The following is a 15980-nucleotide window of genomic DNA, read 5'->3' as shown; positions in this document are numbered from 1 at the left end:
CTCCACTTATTTCATCGTCAAATATTCCGCAATGGGTCCCAAAGCGATAGCCGGCAGAAAACTCAACGCGCCGATAACCAGAATGACCACAATCAGCATGACAACAAATGTCGGGCTGACCGTCGACAGCGTCCCTTCGCTCGAGGCAGTTTTTTTCTTGCGGTTCATGTTGCCGGCAAGCAGCATGATTGCAATCATCGGGACAAAGCGTGAAACGAGCATCAAGACACTGCCCAGCAAATTGATGAACGTTGTGTCTGCTGTCAATCCTGCAAACGCACTGCCGTTGTTATTTGCCAGTGACGTTGCTCCGTACAGCACTTCGCTGAACGCATGCGGTCCCTGATTGGTGAGCCAGCTCATGACCTCTGTGTGCAGAACAATCGCCATCGTCCCGAACAATGTCAGCATCAGCGGCGTCAAGATGACTATGCTTGCCATTTTTATATCAAACGCTTCAATTTTTTTTCCGAGATATTCAGGTGTGCGTCCGACCAGCAGACCAGCAATAAAAACTGCCAGCAGCAGAAAAGCCAGCATACCGTAAAGTCCGCTGCCGATACCGCCGAAAATAATCTCGCCCAGCTGCATCAAGAACATCGGAATCGCCCCGCCCAGCGGTGTAAAGCTGTCCAGCATGGCATTGACGGAGCCATTGGAAGCTGCTGTCGTTGCAATGCTCCATAGACTGGACCAGCCTGTCCCGAACCGGACTTCTTTACCTTCCAGATTTGCCGCCCCCATCACATTCATGAATTCAGGACCGTAAGTTTCACTGATGGCAACGCCAAGGAAAGCCAGCCCCGCAAAAACTAAAGACACAATGATAATCGTGCGGCCTTGTTTCCAGTCTTTCACCCAAAAACCAAAGGCGAAAATCAGCGCGGCCGGTATCAGCAAAATCGCCAAGTTTTCCAAAAAATTAGAAAGCAGCGTCGGGTTCTCAAAAGGATGAGCCGAGTTGGCGCCGAAAAAACCGCCGCCGTTTGTCCCGAGCTGTTTAATGGCTATTTGACTGGCTGCCGGCCCAAGAAACAGCTTTAAGCTGTCTCCCTCAAGTCCCTGATATGCGACACCGCTGCTGAATGTCTGGACCGTTCCTTGTGAAATCAGCAGCACCGCTAACACCAAGGCAAGCGGCAGCAGGACGTAAACCAGACTGCGGACCATATCTTGCCAAAAATTACCGAGATATGTTTCTTTTTTCTGAGTGATTCCCCGAATCAATGCACACAAAACGGATAAACCGACCGCTGCTGAAACGAAATTTTGAACTGTCAAGCCAAACATCTGGCTAAAATGCGACAGCGTCAATTCACCTGTATAAGCTTGCCAGTTAGTATTGGTCACAAAGCTGACTGCGGTATTGACCGCCAGAGGAAATGACAGGTTGGCGACCGATCGCCCTCCCGGCAGCCAGTGCTGTGTCATCAACATCGCTGTCAGCAGAGCCAGTGAAAAAGCACTCAGCAACAGGACATTGCTCACATACCGTTTGGCTGACATTCTTACGCGGCTGGCAGGTCCGATTACCTTGTAAAATCCCTTCTCCAGAGGTTGCAAACACATCGCATAGCGCGGTATGGCTCCCTGCATGACTTCCTTGATATACCAGCCCAGCGGCACCGCAATCAACAGCAGCACGGCAAAGAAAAACACCCCTTGAGCGATCACACTGCTCATTGCTCTTCCCCCTTAAATAAAAACCAAAACAGATAAATCATCAATGCAAAACCGATTGCTCCTAATAACGTGTTCATCTCTCTCTTCTCCTTTACACCCTCATCATAAAAAAAAAGCTGTAAAGACAGTGTTAATCTTGTAAAAATTTCTTTACACTATCTTTATAGCAGAGGTGATGTCGCGATTCGCTGCACGCAAAAAAACCAGCGAGTTACTCTCGCTGGTCAATTGCCGCGCGGCCGGCAGCTGAAAATCTGCGCTGCCGCCAGATGCGGATGTACTTTGCGGCTTCGGTGATGACTAAAACAAGAAGGCCTGAGCCGACTGCTATCAGCCAGCCCGTAAAGGAAATGCTGTCTGTATGGAACGCCGTCTGCATAAACGGCACATACGTCAGCAACACTTGCAGAGCAATCATCACACCGATAATGAGGAAAGCCATTTTATTGGTAAACAAGTCTTTGGACAGAGCCGGTTGCGACGTCCGGATATTGAACAAATAAAAAATTTTGCTCATAACAATGATATTAATCATCAGCGTACTCGCAACAGGTTGCGCAACCCCTTGATTCAGCAGTGCCTCGTAAGCAATCAGACTCAACACCGCCATCAGTACCGACACATACCCCATTTGAAACACATCCGACCTGCACAACAGAGAACCGTTCGATTGTCTCGGTTTTTTATCCATGATGCCGGCTTCTGACGGTTCAAAAATAAATGAAAACTGGATGGTAATAGCTGACACCATGTTAATCCAAAGCAGCTGTGTCGGCTGAAGCGGCATGTCTTTTTGCATCAGGATAGTGATGGCGATAATCAGTCCTTCCGCGAATGAAGTCGGCAGCAAAAATAAAATACTCTTTTTGATGTTGTCATAAATTCGGCGTCCTTCTTTTATGGCAACCGCCATCGTGCCGAAGTTATCATCAGTCAAAATCATATCTGCGGAATCTTTGGCAACGTCGGTTCCCTTGATGCCCATCGCCACACCGATGTCTGCCCTTTTCAGTGCCGGCGCATCATTGACACCGTCGCCGGTCATCGCTGTGACTAGCCCGTTTTCCTGCAAAGCTTCCACGATTTCTAGTTTATTCTTTGGTGTTGTCCGGGCGAAGACCTGATGACTGATGACAGCCCGCTTGAACTGTTCCTCTGTCATCTCATCCAGCTCCGGTCCGGTGATGACCTTGATTTCCGGCGCCAGCCCGAGCGACTCGCCAATCGTTTTAGCTGTGACCGGGTGGTCGCCTGTAATCATTTTGACAGCCACGCCTGCCCGGTTCATCTCTTTGAGGGCTTCAATCACTTCTTCCCGCGGAGGGTCGATAATCCCCGCCAGCCCCAATAGCTGAATGCCTTCTGCTATCAGTTCATGTGTCAGCGTGTCCACACGCTTGTCCACTTTTTGATAGCCGACTGCCACCACTCTTTGTCCTTCGGAAGAGAGCTTCCTGACGTGTGCTTCCCAATACGGTTCGTGAAAATCAGCTGAACCGGCTTTCGCCATTGGAAACAGTTTGTCCGGCGAGCCTTTAATAAACAGATAACGTTGTCCCTGTTGGTCATCAACCAGCTTTGCTACATAACGGTAATCGGAATCAAAGGGCAGCATGTCGATTTCATCATAGTCCGGTACAGCCTTTTCCGGAAAAACTTTGTGGTACAGTGTCAGGAACGCACCATCTGTCGGCTCGCCGTTTATCTCCCACTGGCCGTCCTCTTTGACCAGCATTGTGTCATTAGCCTCATAGCCGACCTCCAAAAATAATTTCAGCGTCCCGTTCAGCTTGGTCACAGTGCCGGCTGACAAGACATTGCCCTCCGGCGAATAGCCGTTGCCCGTCACATCGTAACTCTCTTTTTTCAGGATAACTTTTTTGACGGTCATTTCATTTTTGGTCAGCGTGCCGGTCTTGTCGGTGGCGATAACATTGACAGAGCCGAGTGTTTCGACTGCGGGGAGCGTCTTGACAATCGTCTGCTTGTTTTTGGCCATGTCGCTGACACCCATTGCCAAAACGACTGATGTTGTCGCAGGCAGTCCTTCAGGTATCGAGCCGACAATCATCGTTATCACCGCCAAAGACAGGACAGACAGCGCATAAGTTTCCAGTACGAGACTGAAGATGAACAGGGCAACGGATACACTGATAATGACATACGTGATTCCTTTGCCTAGATGGTCGATTTCTTTCATCAGCGGCGTTTTTCTCTGTCCGGTGTGACTGACCTCAGTTGAGATTTTGCCGATTTCTGTCTGCGCACCAGTGGCAATCACGATACCTTTGCCGCTGCCGTTTGTCACTGACGTTGAGGCAAAGGCCAAGTTCGAACGCTCAGCAAGCGGGATGTCGGCACCGATGAGCGGGTCTTCTGTCTTTTCAATTGAATCAGCTTCCCCCGTCAGTGCCGATTCCTGTATTCTTAAATTATCGGCCTCAACGATTCGCAAGTCGGCAGGGACGTTGTCGCCGGCTTCTAAAAAAACCACGTCGCCGACGACCAGCTCTTCGCTCGGGATGTCGGTCCTGATGCCGTCCCGGTAGACGGTTGCTTCAGCTGTCAGCATCTCCTTGATTTTTTCCAGGGCATCGGATGCGCTGGCTTCCTGATAATAACCGATGAAGGCATTTGTGATGACTACCAGGCCGATAATCACCGCATCCGACGTATGACCCATTAACAACGTGAGTGCGGCTGAGCCCATCAGAATATAAATAATCATGTTATGAAACTGCCTTAACAAAATTTTCCATTTCGGGGTCGACTTGCTTTTAAGGGCATTTTTCCCGTTGGCAGCGAGCCGGTCCTTTGCAGCCCGGCTGGGTAAGCCGGCATCTAAATCGACCAGATTGTATTTCTTCAAGAGGTCTTTCGTTGATAAAAGATAGTCTTTTGTTTGCATGTTTTAGCTCCTTATTTGATAAAAATGTGCAGCACAAATAACCCCTGTTGACTGGTTTTCCGGGGGCTGCCCTTTTTATAAAATAAGATAGTGCACTTTTTTCCTTTTCGGGTCGCTTTCACTATCGCTGTCCACTTCATTACCACCTCCAAAACTAATTTAGAACAGTATATCAACGGCGGCGGCTTTAAGCAAGAAGCAGACGTTATAAATTGCCTGACACATCCTTAAACAAGGGGGAAAAATACGCCTGCGCCCGTCTGTCAGCCTGTCCGCCGCTAAACGCAGCAGCCCGCATAATAATAAATAGAAACAATTTCCCTTTCTTTCGCTTCGTCACGGTGCGACAAAAAGACCTGCTTGACGTGAAGCAGGTCTTTCGTTTATTTATTTTTCTTCCATGGCTTTTCTGAGAGCGGCGGCCAACGGGCTTTCCGCCGGTTCGCTCTCTTGGTTGATTTTTTTCATCAGACGGCGTTCTTCATGTTTGCTGATTTTCTGGTTGCGTGCTTTTTTACCCAGCATTTTTTCAGTAGTACCGTCATGCGGGCAACGGAAATAGGCCCCGTTCTTCCCTTCAATGATTTGCATTTTCCGCTTGCACGTCGGGCAGCGGTGATTACTCAGTTTCGGCTCTTTCCGCCGCCGGTAAGTACATTCCGGATTGGAACACACATAAATTTTGCCGTCTCTGGTATTGCGCTCCCTCAACAGCTCGCCGCATTCAGGACATTTTTTGGTCGTCAAAGAAAAATCCCGGTATGTCTTGTCGCTGGTTTTGATTTCAGACACCAGCTGTTTCGTATCTTCTTCGATTTCACGGATAAACTTGCGGCCGTCAAGCTGACCTCTGGCGATTGCTTCAAGGGCTTTTTCCCACTTTTCAGTCAACTCCGGACTCACCAGCGACGGATTCACCAGTTTCAGCAACTGCCTGCCTTTAGCTGAAACAGACAATTTGCCATTGTTCCGCTCCATCAAATCCGAAGAAATCAATTTCTCGATGATTTCCGCACGGGTTGCCGGCGTGCCGAGATTGTGTTTTTCCATTTGAGCCAGCAGCGTGCCCTCTGATAGCGGAGCCGGCGGTGTCGTCAACTCTTTATTGATATGAAAGTCCAGCGGGATACCTTGCTGTTTTTTGAAAACCACCTGTTTGCCGGCGACATCATCACTTTCTTTCCAGCCGGCTTCTTTGATTTGCTCCTGCCTGAAAAGAAATTCGGCATCATCTACTTTCACAGTAATCGTTTGCTTCAAAGCAACGTGAACCGGTGCGAACAGCCCGAAAAAGCGCTCCACAATCATCCGGTAAATCCGCAATTCATCATTATCCAGTTTTTCCACGCGCGGCGCCACTTCTGTCGGTATCAGCCCGTGGTGGTCCGTCACTTTGGCATCTTGAAAGACTTTCTGCTGGACGACTTTCCCGCCATTTTTCAAATAGCGTTTCGCCCGTTCGGCATCAAAAGCCACCAGCGCCTGCAGCCGCTCTGTCATGGTTTGTTTCATATCAGATGTCAAATATTTGGAGTCCGTTCTTGGATACGTCACTATTTTGTGCACTTCATAGAGCTGCTGGATGACCGACAAAGTTTTTTTAGCCGAAAACTGATACCGCTGATTCGCTTCCCGCTGGATTTCGGTCAAATCATAAGGCAGCGGCGCAGACTCGCGTTTTTCTTTTTCTTTGATGTCCGTGACAACACCTTGCTTGGCTGAAAAATTCTCAATCAGCGCTGCCAGCTGTTCGCGTTCTTTGTACATCCGCGGCTGCTTCAACTGCAGTCTGCCTTTCAACCCTTGATACAGCAAATCCAGTGTATAGTATGTTTCAGGTTTAAAGTGTTCGATTTTTTCTTCCTGACGGCGGACCATCGCCAATGTCGGCGTCTGCACCCGGCCGGCTGATAAACTGTCTTGGTATTTCACCGTCAAAGCCCGGGTCACATTCAGCCCGACCAGCCAGTCAGCCTCAGAGCGTGCCTGTGCGGAAGCGTAGAGATTATCATACGCTTGGCTTGGTTTTAATTGCTTAAACCCTTCACGTATCGCCTTGTCAGTCTGGGAGGAAATCCATAAACGCTTGACCGGTTTGTCAAACTTGACATACGCTAAAATCCAGCGCGCCACCAGCTCGCCTTCGCGCCCCGCGTCAGTTGCAATAACTGCCTCTTTGACATCAGACCTTCTGGCCAGCTGGGCAATGGCCGACAACTGGTGCCGGGTTTTCGGCAGCGGTTTGATACCGTGCTTCTTAGGAATCATCGGCAGTGTAGCCAGCTGCCACTCTGCCCATTCTTTTTTGTAATCCTCCGGCATTTTCAATCCCAGCAAATGCCCCAGCGCCCATGTGACGATTACATTGGGGCCTTCAATATATGTTTTGGTTTTCTTATTCGCGCCCAGCACCTTTGCCAAGTCTCTTGCAACACTTGGCTTTTCCGCTATAATCAACTGCTTCATCAATTAATAATTCCTCTTCTTTTAATTTTTTATAATCTTTAATCAGCATCAATCCGTGATACAATTGCAAGTCGTCATCACACTCCTCGCAAAAACGCACATCACCATCATTCCAGAAAGCAGACAAATGAGCTGTTTTCAGCTGCCGATGGTCATAGTCCTGTGCAAACTCGTGAAGCAGCTTTAAATACTGCAATTCAGCTTCTTCAAAAGACTCGAATTGATATTCCTCTACGATGTCATCCTGCCAGTCGTCAAAAAACCACCAAGGCTCGCTCTCTCCATAAATGATGACTACTTGGTACATGTCCTTATCAACCTCTTACCCTTATAAGTTATACATACAGATTAGTGGAAAATCAATATTTGAGCAACTAAAAAGCCTTTTTGCATACTTTCATATCAAAAAACATGTCACTGAAGAACTCTTTTTTATCCGTCCCTTTTTTATTTTCCAATGTCGGATTAAGTCAGTATACCCTAGCTTTTGAACATAACGCAAAAAGAGGCTGAAACACAGCCTCTTTCTTTACGCTAGATGTACTGCAGCACCTTGTCATCCTGATACGCCTGGTCAATGATGCCCCCGCCCAGACATTCCTCGCCGTCGTAAAAAACAACTGCCTGTCCGGGAGTCACCGCGCGGGCCGGCTCGTCGAACACGACTACAGCTGTATCAGCATCACGGTTAAGCTTGACCGTCACGCCGACATCTGCCTGTCTGTAGCGGAACTTGGCTGTACACTTAAACGTTTCAGGTTTTTCCTCGTTAGTCGTAAAGCGAATTCCGCTGGCATCCAGATGGGTCGCATACAGGTTCTTGTGATGAAACCCTTGCCCGACATACAGAACATTTTGCTTTAAGTCCTTGCCGATAACGAACCACGGCTCTGTCGACTCCTTGGTGCCGCCGATCCCCAGTCCGTGGCGCTGACCGATTGTGTAATACATCAGCCCGAGATGTTCACCCATGACTTCCCCGTCAAGTGTCATCATCTTGCCTGACTTTGCCGGCAAATAACGGCTCAGAAACTCTTTGAAGTTTTTCTCGCCGATAAAACAAATCCCTGTCGAATCTTTTTTCTTGGCAGTGGCCAGTCCGGCACGCTCCGCTATCTCGCGCACTTCTTTTTTCTGCAGTCCGCCAAGCGGGAACATTGCCCGGGACAGCTGCTCTTGTGACAGCTGGCTGAGGAAATAGGTCTGGTCTTTGTTGTTGTCCACACCTCTCAGCATGTGCGCCACACCGTTTTCATCGCGGCGAATGCGGGCGTAGTGCCCCGTTGCCACGTAATCTGCACCCAGCTGCAGCGCATAATCCAGAAATGCCTTGAATTTGATTTCCTTGTTGCACATGACGTCCGGATTGGGTGTCCGCCCTCGTGTGTATTCATCGAGGAAATACTGAAACACCCTGTCCCAGTATTCTTTCTCAAAGTTGACGGAATAATAGGGAATCCCGATTTGGTCCGCTACCTTTGCCACATCCTGATAATCCTCAGTCGCCGTACAAAAGCCGTTTTCATCAGTATCATCCCAGTTTTTCATGAAGACACCGACAACATCATAGCCCTGTTCTTTCAGCAGCAGTGCCGTCACAGACGAGTCCACCCCGCCGCTCATGCCGACAACAACCCTTGTTTGACTGTTATCAGTCACTTTTGATCACCATCATTTCATTAAAGATTCTGAAATCCATTACGATTTGAAGGTCGCATTTTTCTCAGTCGCTTCATTATAGACGCTTTTCGAAATTTTTGCATCCCTTTTACTTGAAAAAACCCCCGCGTCCGGCCGTTGACCGGAAAACACAGGGGAATCATTTTAATCCACAAATTCAAACACAAACTCATTGATTCTGACCAAGTCGCCGTCACGGGCACCCAGCTGGCGCAGCTTCTCATCCACGCCCATCGAGCGCAGCTGTCTGGCAAAGCGCATCGTGCTTTCATCCCGGTCGAAGTTAGTCATGCTGAACAGACGCTCCAGTTTTTCGCCGGAAAGCACCCACGTGGCATCATCATCTCTGGATACCTCAAACTCAGGTGCATCGTCATGAAACTCATAGCGCACAACATCTTCCACCACTTCATCTTCATAAAGCGGAAATTCATCCGTTACTTCAAGCAAATCAGCCGTCGCACTGAGCAGCGCCTCAATGCCTTGACGGGTCACGCCCGAAATCGGGAACACCCGAGTTTCCTCAACATCATCCGTCTGCTGGAGTGCTGCCAGCTGTTCTTTGAATAAAACCAGATTGTCTGCTGCGTCCGGCATATCCATTTTATTAGCCACGATAATCTGCGGACGCTCCAAGAGGCGCAAATTGTGGGACTCGAGTTCTTTGTTGATGGCCAAATAATCCTCAAAAGGATCGCGCCCTTCCATTCCGCTCATGTCAATGACATGCAAAATGACCCGTGTGCGTTCGATATGACGCAGAAACTGTGTGCCCAGCCCGACACCTTGCGACGCGCCTTCAATCAGTCCCGGCAAATCCGCCATGACAAAACTGCGTCCGTCCTGCGTTGTCACCATCCCAAGATTAGGCACAAGTGTCGTGAAATGATAAGCACCGATTTTCGGTCGTGCCTTCGACACAATTGAAAGCAACGTCGATTTGCCGACTGACGGGAAACCGACCAGCCCGACATCAGCCAGCACCTTCAGTTCCATCAAAACAGCGCGCTCTTGACCGGGTTCGCCATTTTCAGCGATTTCCGGTGCGGGATTTCTTGGCGAAGCAAAACGGATATTGCCCCGGCCGCCCCGGCCGCCTTTGGCAATCGTCAGCGTCTGGCCGTGCGTCAGCAAGTCGCCAAGCAGATTGCCGGTCGCCTCATCACGGACAGTGGTGCCCGGCGGCACTTTGACAACTAGATCTTCGGCTCCTCTGCCGTGCATCCCTTTGCTCATACCGTTTTCACCTGATTGCGCTTTGAAGTGCCGGTTGTAGCGGAAATCCATCAGCGTTCGCAGTCCTTCATCGACCACAAGTATCACATCGCCGCCGCGGCCGCCGTCGCCGCCTGCCGGCCCGCCGTCCGGGACGTATTTTTCTCTCCTGAAAGCAACCATACCGTCGCCGCCTTTTCCGGCTTTGACTTGAATGGTCACCTGATCTAAAAACATGGACATCATGCGTCCTCCTATTCCTAACTGAAATCTCTTTCTCATTGTAAAGGCTAATCAGTTGTTTGTCCAATAGAAACCAGTTTCATTTTGACGGATGGAACAGATAAAACCTCTTTCCGAACCCGTTATTTTTCAGGCAAGTATGAGAGAAAACGTTTGTTATGAGTTTTTCATTGTTTTATTATAATGCTTTCATTTTAAGCAAAGCGTTTCTATCAACGTGATATACTTAACAAGTAGACATTTCAAGAAAGGAAGGGTTTCAATTGAAAGTAACAGAAGGGTACATGCCATATCTCGGGTACCAAACCTATTATCGTGTAGTCGGCGAAAACACCGGCGGCAAGAAACCGCTAGTACTGATTCACGGAGGGCCCGGTTCGACGCACAATTATTTTGAGTTGCTGGACGACTACGCTGAAGACGGCCGGATGCTCGTGATGTACGATCAGATAGGCTGCGGGAAATCCGCTGTGACAGGCAGACCTGACTTGTGGCATCAGGAAACGTGGATCGAGGAATTGATTGCTTTGAGAGAACACCTCGGATTGGACGAGGTTCACCTCTTGGGACAATCATGGGGCGGCATGCTGACAATTGCTTATTTATGTGATTATTCTCCCAAAGGCATTGCCAGTGCCGTTTTTTCCAGTACATTGCCGTCTTCTCAGCTTTGGAAGCAGGAACAGCGCCGCATGATTACATTTATGACAGAAGAAGAACAAGCCATTATTCGCCATGCTGAAGAAACTGAAGACTACGACAATCCGCAATATTTAGCTGTGAACGCCAAATACATGGTACGCCATGCCACCGATGAACCCGACGAGCATTCGCCGGAACCTCTCAGACGCAAAAAAACACCGGGAACCGAAGCATATATGACCGCTTGGGGACCAAACGAGTATTCACCGACCGGGACGCTAAAAGACTTCAACTACGTGGATAAACTGAAAGATATTAATGTGCCGGTGCTGCTTACCAGCGGTACAAACGATTTGTCCACACCGCTAATCAACAAAGTAATGTATGACGCTTTGCCGAACGCGCGCTGGGAATTGTTTGCCCACAGCCGTCACATGCCGTTTGTTGATGAAAAAGAATTGTATAAAAAAATATTGCTGGAATGGCTGAATCAGCATGACTAGCTTTTTAGACAGGAGAGAAAACAAGTGAACACAACTGCGGAAAAAACCAAATTTCCTGTAGGATTTTATTTTTGCTCATTGACCTTTACATTTGAAAGAGCCGCCTATTACGCCTCAAAATGGCTGATTTACAACTTTCTGATTTATTCGATTGCGACCGGCGGGCTGGGAGTCAGTAAAGGCGAAGCAGCTGTTATGCAATCGTACTTGGTGGCCTTTACCTATCTGGCTCCGTTTATCCTCGGCGGAGTCGCCGACCGCTGGATCGGCGCAAGATATTTGATACCTTTAGGAATGGTATTGATGGGGGCCGGCTATTATGTCGGGTCGATTGCGACCTCTTCATCCATGATGTGGGCCACGATCATCCTGGTGTCAATCGGCACCGGCTTTTTCAAAGGCAACTTGATGGCCGTCACAGGGGAGTTGTTTGACAATCAGCGTCAGCTGGATTCGGCATACTCTGTCCAGTATTCGTTTATTAACGTAGGATCGTTGATTGGCACGACTGCTGTCGGCGTTCTCGTATCATTCACTTTCATGAGAAACGGCATTCAAGGCTTTTCTCAGGCATTTTTGATTGCGGCACTTATCTGTTTAGTCGGTGCAATCTGGTTTGTGATTTCTTGGCGTTTCCTGGGAGATGCCGGCAGACTGCCTTTCTCTAAAACCAAGAAAAAAACTGCCGCTGCTGACGAAGAACAGGAAAAGAAACCATTGACAACTACTGAAAAGAAACGCGTCTTCGCTATTATTCTTGTTTCTCTGTTTTCAATTATCTTCTGGCTGTTCTGGTATATGTCTTACCTGTCAGTCTATGATTACATGTCAGAATTTGTTAACTTAAACGTCGGCAAAGTCGTCGTTCAGACCTCATGGTTTGATTCATTGAACGCTCTGACCTGTATCGTTTTAGGCCCGATTCTCGCGGCATTGTGGCTCAAATTGTCCAAGCGTCCGCAAGGCGACATGAGTCTCTTCCGCAAAACCGGTATCGGTCTGCTGCTGCTTGGTGCCTCCTTCCTGCTCCTGATTGGTGCAGAGTTGACACGGGGCGTCGGTGCTTCCAGCGACCACAAAGCGAGCCTGCTTTGGATTATCGTGTTCGGCATCATGCTGAGTGCCGGTGAGATGTTCTTCTCGCCCCTAGGCAACTCCTTTGTCAGTAAATTTGCACCTAAACGGATTTTAAGTATCATGATGGGTGTCTGGACAGGTGCGACGTTTGTTGCCGGTTTCAGCTACGGCCATTTGTACGCTTTCGTCCTGCAATTTGACATGATGATTGTTTACACAGTCATCCCGGCCATCGCTATCGCTTCAGCTTTGCTGCTGTTCATTTTCGATAAAAAATTGAGCAGACTGGTTGTTGAGGACGAAGAATAGCCTGGCATACATCTTTACTTTGATTAATTCATGGTATAATTGTACTGTGTTTTAAGGTATAGCTTAACAATATAAGGAGGAACTTTTTATGAAACAAGATCGTCTTGACAATGTGTTGCACCAAATGAAGGAAAAGAACGTACCGCAGCTGCTGATTTCAGATCCGACGACTATCTTTTATCTTACTGACAAATGGTTCCATCCGGGTGAGCGTCTGTTAGTCTTAGTTATCAGAGAAGACGGCAAACACGCCTTGGTTCTGAACAAATTGTTCCCGGTCAATGAAGACTTGGGCGTTGATGTCGTCTATGTGGATGATGCAGATAACGGCATCGGTATCCTGCTGGATCATCTGGATACCGCCAAAAAAATCGGCGTGGATAAATTCTGGGCGACACATTTCTTCCTTGACTTAATGAAACAAGCAGGCAAGTCTGCTGACGACTTCGTGATTGGTTCTGACATCACCGACTACGTGCGTGCACGCAAAACAGCGGAAGAAGTCAAACTAATGCAAGATGCGCAAAAAGACAATGAAATTGCGATGGAAAAAATGAAACAACTGATACCGCAAAAACTGACTGAAATGGAAATGACAAAGGAACTGGCCAAAGTCTATGACGAGCTGGGCAACACCGGCTTCTCCTTTGAACCGATTATTGCGTATGGTGCCAATGGTGCCGACCCGCATCACGTGACAGATGATTCAGTAGTCAAAGAAGGCGACAGCATCGTCGTTGACATCGGCGCCATCAAAAACAACTATGCGTCCGATATGACCCGGACCTTCTTTTACAAATCCGTTTCTGATAAGAGCCGCGACGTTTATGAAACTGTCCTTGAAGCAAATAAACGGGCGCTGGCTGCCATCAAGCCGGGTGTGCCTTTCAGTGAAATCGACGCGGCTGCCAGAGACTACATCACGGAAAAAGGGTATGGCAAGTATTTCACACACCGTACCGGCCACTTCATTGGCATCGAATGCCACGAAGCAGGCGACGTATCCAGCGCCAACCATGATGTCGTTGAACCAGGCATGGCATTCTCGATTGAGCCGGGCATCTACTTGCCGGGTGAAGTCGGCGTCAGAATCGAAGACTTGGTTATCGCGACAGAAGACGGCTACATCAACCTGAACGATTATCCAAAAGAACTGACGATTATAGACTAAATAAAGCAAACTAAAAAAACTGTTAACGCCCGTTATCCTGTCGGGTGTTAACAGTTTTTTATTAGTCTAAAATCGTGACAGTCACCGTACGCCGTCCCCACTGGATGGCATCCGCTGTGCTCATGTTCAGGTCGATGATGTGGCCGTTGATTGCTCCGCCGGTATCCCACGCAACAGCCGTTCCGTATCCTGGTATATAGACCTTGCTGCCAAGCGGAATGACATTCGGGTCCACGGCAATCACTTTGTCATCGGTTGTGGCAATAATATTCCCTGTCGCAGTCACACCGCCAAGCGATACTCCGTCATAGGCAGTAGTCTGAACTGTCAGCTGACGGCCGGAAACTTGTTCCTGAGACTCAGCCGGCTGCTCGGCAGCTGCTTCTTCAACCGGTTCTTCCGTTTGTTCGGCTGCTTCCTTTATTGTGTCTGCTTCTTGTCCTTCAGCTACCTCTTCCGGTGTCGCTTCAGACACTTGCCCCGCGGCATCGACTGTTAGTTTTTGACCGATAAAAATCAAATCCAGATTGTTGATTTCATTCGTTTGTGCCAGTTGGTCCATGCCTGTCAAGCTGCCGTGCAAATCAAACAAGATGCCTGAAAGTGTGTCTCCTTTTTTTACTGTATAAATGGTATCAGCCTGAGCTGTAGTCGTTGAAAATCCCAATCCGATTGCGGCAAAAGCTGCTAGTGTTAACCATACTTTTTTCATGAAAAATCTCCTTATCGTTTTTTCGACAGTCTGTGCTGTCAACAACAAGGAAAATGATAACAAGAACAAATGACAGAGCTGTTGCATTTCCATTAATGCAGCGTTAAGTTGAACGCGGAAATATGTCAAACATTGTGATTTTCGTTCAATCCTTTGACCGCGCAGTTTAACCAGTTTGAACCGGGAAAAAAATAGAGCTGAAATTTGGAAATTTTTTATCTGAAACCAAAAAATGCCGGGAAAACACTCCTGTTTTCTCCCTTTATTACAACTGCATAACAAAAAAGACAGCGGAAAGCTGCCTTTTTCTAATTCAAAAGTTCCGATGACAAGGTGATATTGCTGGCATCAATAATCTGCTCCTGCATAATCACGTGGTTGACCAACAGCGAATAATTGGCCACACTGGAACGTGTCAGCGACTGGATTTTTTCTTCAATGTATAAATTTAGCGACAATGCCAGTTTGTAATCTTTCTCGAACAATAATTTCATGGACGAGTCGAACGTTTCAATGTACAGGCTGATTTCCTGCGGATTGAAGTAATCATCCACCAGTTTGACATATGCCACAAGAATCACAGGAATATACGTAGTGCCCTTGATGATGCCGTACTCCCCCAGTTCTTCTGCGACTTCGTCAATCAGGCGCAAAATATCATGACGCTTCTTCGCCGTCAGCATCGTCAAAATAGCTGAACCCATCAAGAGCGCCTGATGATTTCTCACCCCTACTGCCGGCAGTTCTTGAAAATAATAGTCTTGAATATCGCAGATTTCCTCTGGCGACAGCGACTTGATACTCTGAGCTTGAGCCAGCGAAACAATCAGACTGTAATCATCTGTGCCGGTAATCCACGGATGCCGCTCTTTCATGACATGATACAAGTCCGATGCCCGTTCCACGACAGCTTGCCGTTTGGTCCGCTCGCAGCCAAAAAGCTGGTATGCGGCAAAATATGTTTGGCTGGATGATTTGAATTGACTGTCACGCAATAATTTATAATTGAAATACAACTCTTCAATGCCGCCGATGGAATTAAACCCGTCCAACACCATCAATCCGCTAATCGTCTGACGCACGATTTTAGTCATGCTGGTAATCAATCCTGATTTTTTGCTCAAAGCGAAATCAATCTTGTCAAAATCAGACACATTGATCAGCATCCCTTTGCCGGTATACATACGCGCAAGCAAATAGCGTATGCGTTTATCCAACCGCTTCGCTCTCGTACTGCTGATTAAATCAAAATTCTGTTCAAAAAGAGAGATCGTTTTATCTATCGTCATGTAATGCACACCTCTTAATCCAATTACCCTATATTTTATCATAATCTTTGCAAATGTAATCAGACTAAAGTTAGAAATTCTG

The 15980-nt window shown here is 47.9% G+C and carries 11 protein-coding genes; 3 read left to right on the top strand and 8 right to left on the bottom strand.

The window, feature by feature from the left end:
* Nucleotides 1-6: 6 nt before the first annotated feature.
* The 6 genes from kdpA to obgE all read right to left on the bottom strand — a co-directional run bounded on the left by kdpA (nt 7) and on the right by obgE (nt 10195).
* A complete protein-coding gene (gene kdpA, locus CBF27_RS04400) occupies nt 7-1683 on the bottom strand; it encodes a potassium-transporting ATPase subunit KdpA (RefSeq protein WP_126812758.1) in 1677 nt (558 codons plus the stop codon).
* Between the two features lie 211 nt (nt 1684-1894).
* Nucleotides 1895-4591 carry an HAD-IC family P-type ATPase gene (locus CBF27_RS04395; RefSeq protein ID WP_126812756.1) on the bottom strand — a complete coding sequence of 899 codons (2697 nt, stop codon included), beginning with the start codon at nt 4589-4591 and terminating at the stop codon, nt 1895-1897.
* A gap of 387 nt (nt 4592-4978) precedes the next feature.
* Entirely contained in the window at nt 4979-7057 is a 2079-nt protein-coding gene (locus CBF27_RS04390) for a DNA topoisomerase 3 (protein WP_126812754.1), read from the bottom strand.
* Nucleotides 6987-7364: a DUF1033 family protein gene (locus tag CBF27_RS04385; protein WP_126812752.1), complete on the bottom strand. Its 378-nt coding sequence runs from the start codon at nt 7362-7364 to the stop codon at nt 6987-6989. Before CBF27_RS04385 ends, CBF27_RS04390 begins: the two co-directional genes overlap by 71 nt.
* A gap of 227 nt (nt 7365-7591) precedes the next feature.
* Complete coding sequence (gene mnmA / locus CBF27_RS04380) at nt 7592-8716, bottom strand: tRNA 2-thiouridine(34) synthase MnmA (RefSeq protein WP_126812750.1); 1125 nt, start codon at nt 8714-8716, stop codon at nt 7592-7594.
* Between the two features lie 165 nt (nt 8717-8881).
* Nucleotides 8882-10195, bottom strand: coding sequence for a GTPase ObgE (gene obgE, locus CBF27_RS04375; RefSeq protein ID WP_126812748.1), 1314 nt, complete (start codon nt 10193-10195; stop codon nt 8882-8884).
* A 263-nt stretch (nt 10196-10458) separates the two neighbouring features.
* Here obgE and pepI point away from each other — a divergent pair, with 263 nt between their 5' ends.
* From pepI to CBF27_RS04360, 3 genes are all read left to right on the top strand, one after another.
* Nucleotides 10459-11340: a proline iminopeptidase gene (gene pepI / locus CBF27_RS04370; RefSeq protein ID WP_126812746.1), complete on the top strand. Its 882-nt coding sequence runs from the start codon at nt 10459-10461 to the stop codon at nt 11338-11340.
* A 24-nt stretch (nt 11341-11364) separates the two neighbouring features.
* The gene (locus tag CBF27_RS04365; protein ID WP_126812745.1) at nt 11365-12726 is read left to right on the top strand and encodes a peptide MFS transporter; all 1362 of its coding nucleotides are present in this window, start codon (nt 11365-11367) and stop codon (nt 12724-12726) included.
* 88 nt (nt 12727-12814) lie between these two features.
* Nucleotides 12815-13897, top strand: a complete 1083-nt coding sequence (locus CBF27_RS04360; protein WP_126812743.1) for a M24 family metallopeptidase — start codon at nt 12815-12817, stop codon at nt 13895-13897.
* A 61-nt stretch (nt 13898-13958) separates the two neighbouring features.
* Here the strand turns inward: CBF27_RS04360 and CBF27_RS04355 are convergent, their stop codons facing one another.
* A complete protein-coding gene (locus CBF27_RS04355) occupies nt 13959-14609 on the bottom strand; it encodes a 3D domain-containing protein (RefSeq protein WP_170175001.1) in 651 nt (216 codons plus the stop codon).
* Between the two features lie 308 nt (nt 14610-14917).
* A complete protein-coding gene (locus CBF27_RS04350) occupies nt 14918-15898 on the bottom strand; it encodes a DUF4003 family protein (RefSeq protein WP_170175000.1) in 981 nt (326 codons plus the stop codon).
* Nucleotides 15899-15980: the final 82 nt, after the last annotated feature.

Origin of the sequence: Vagococcus acidifermentans (genome assembly GCF_003987655.1) — a bacterium.
GTDB lineage: Bacteria > Bacillota > Bacilli > Lactobacillales > Vagococcaceae > Vagococcus_B > Vagococcus_B acidifermentans.
The sequence above is the reverse complement of the archived record's forward strand: the minus strand, read 5'-3'. Positions and strand labels throughout refer to the sequence as shown.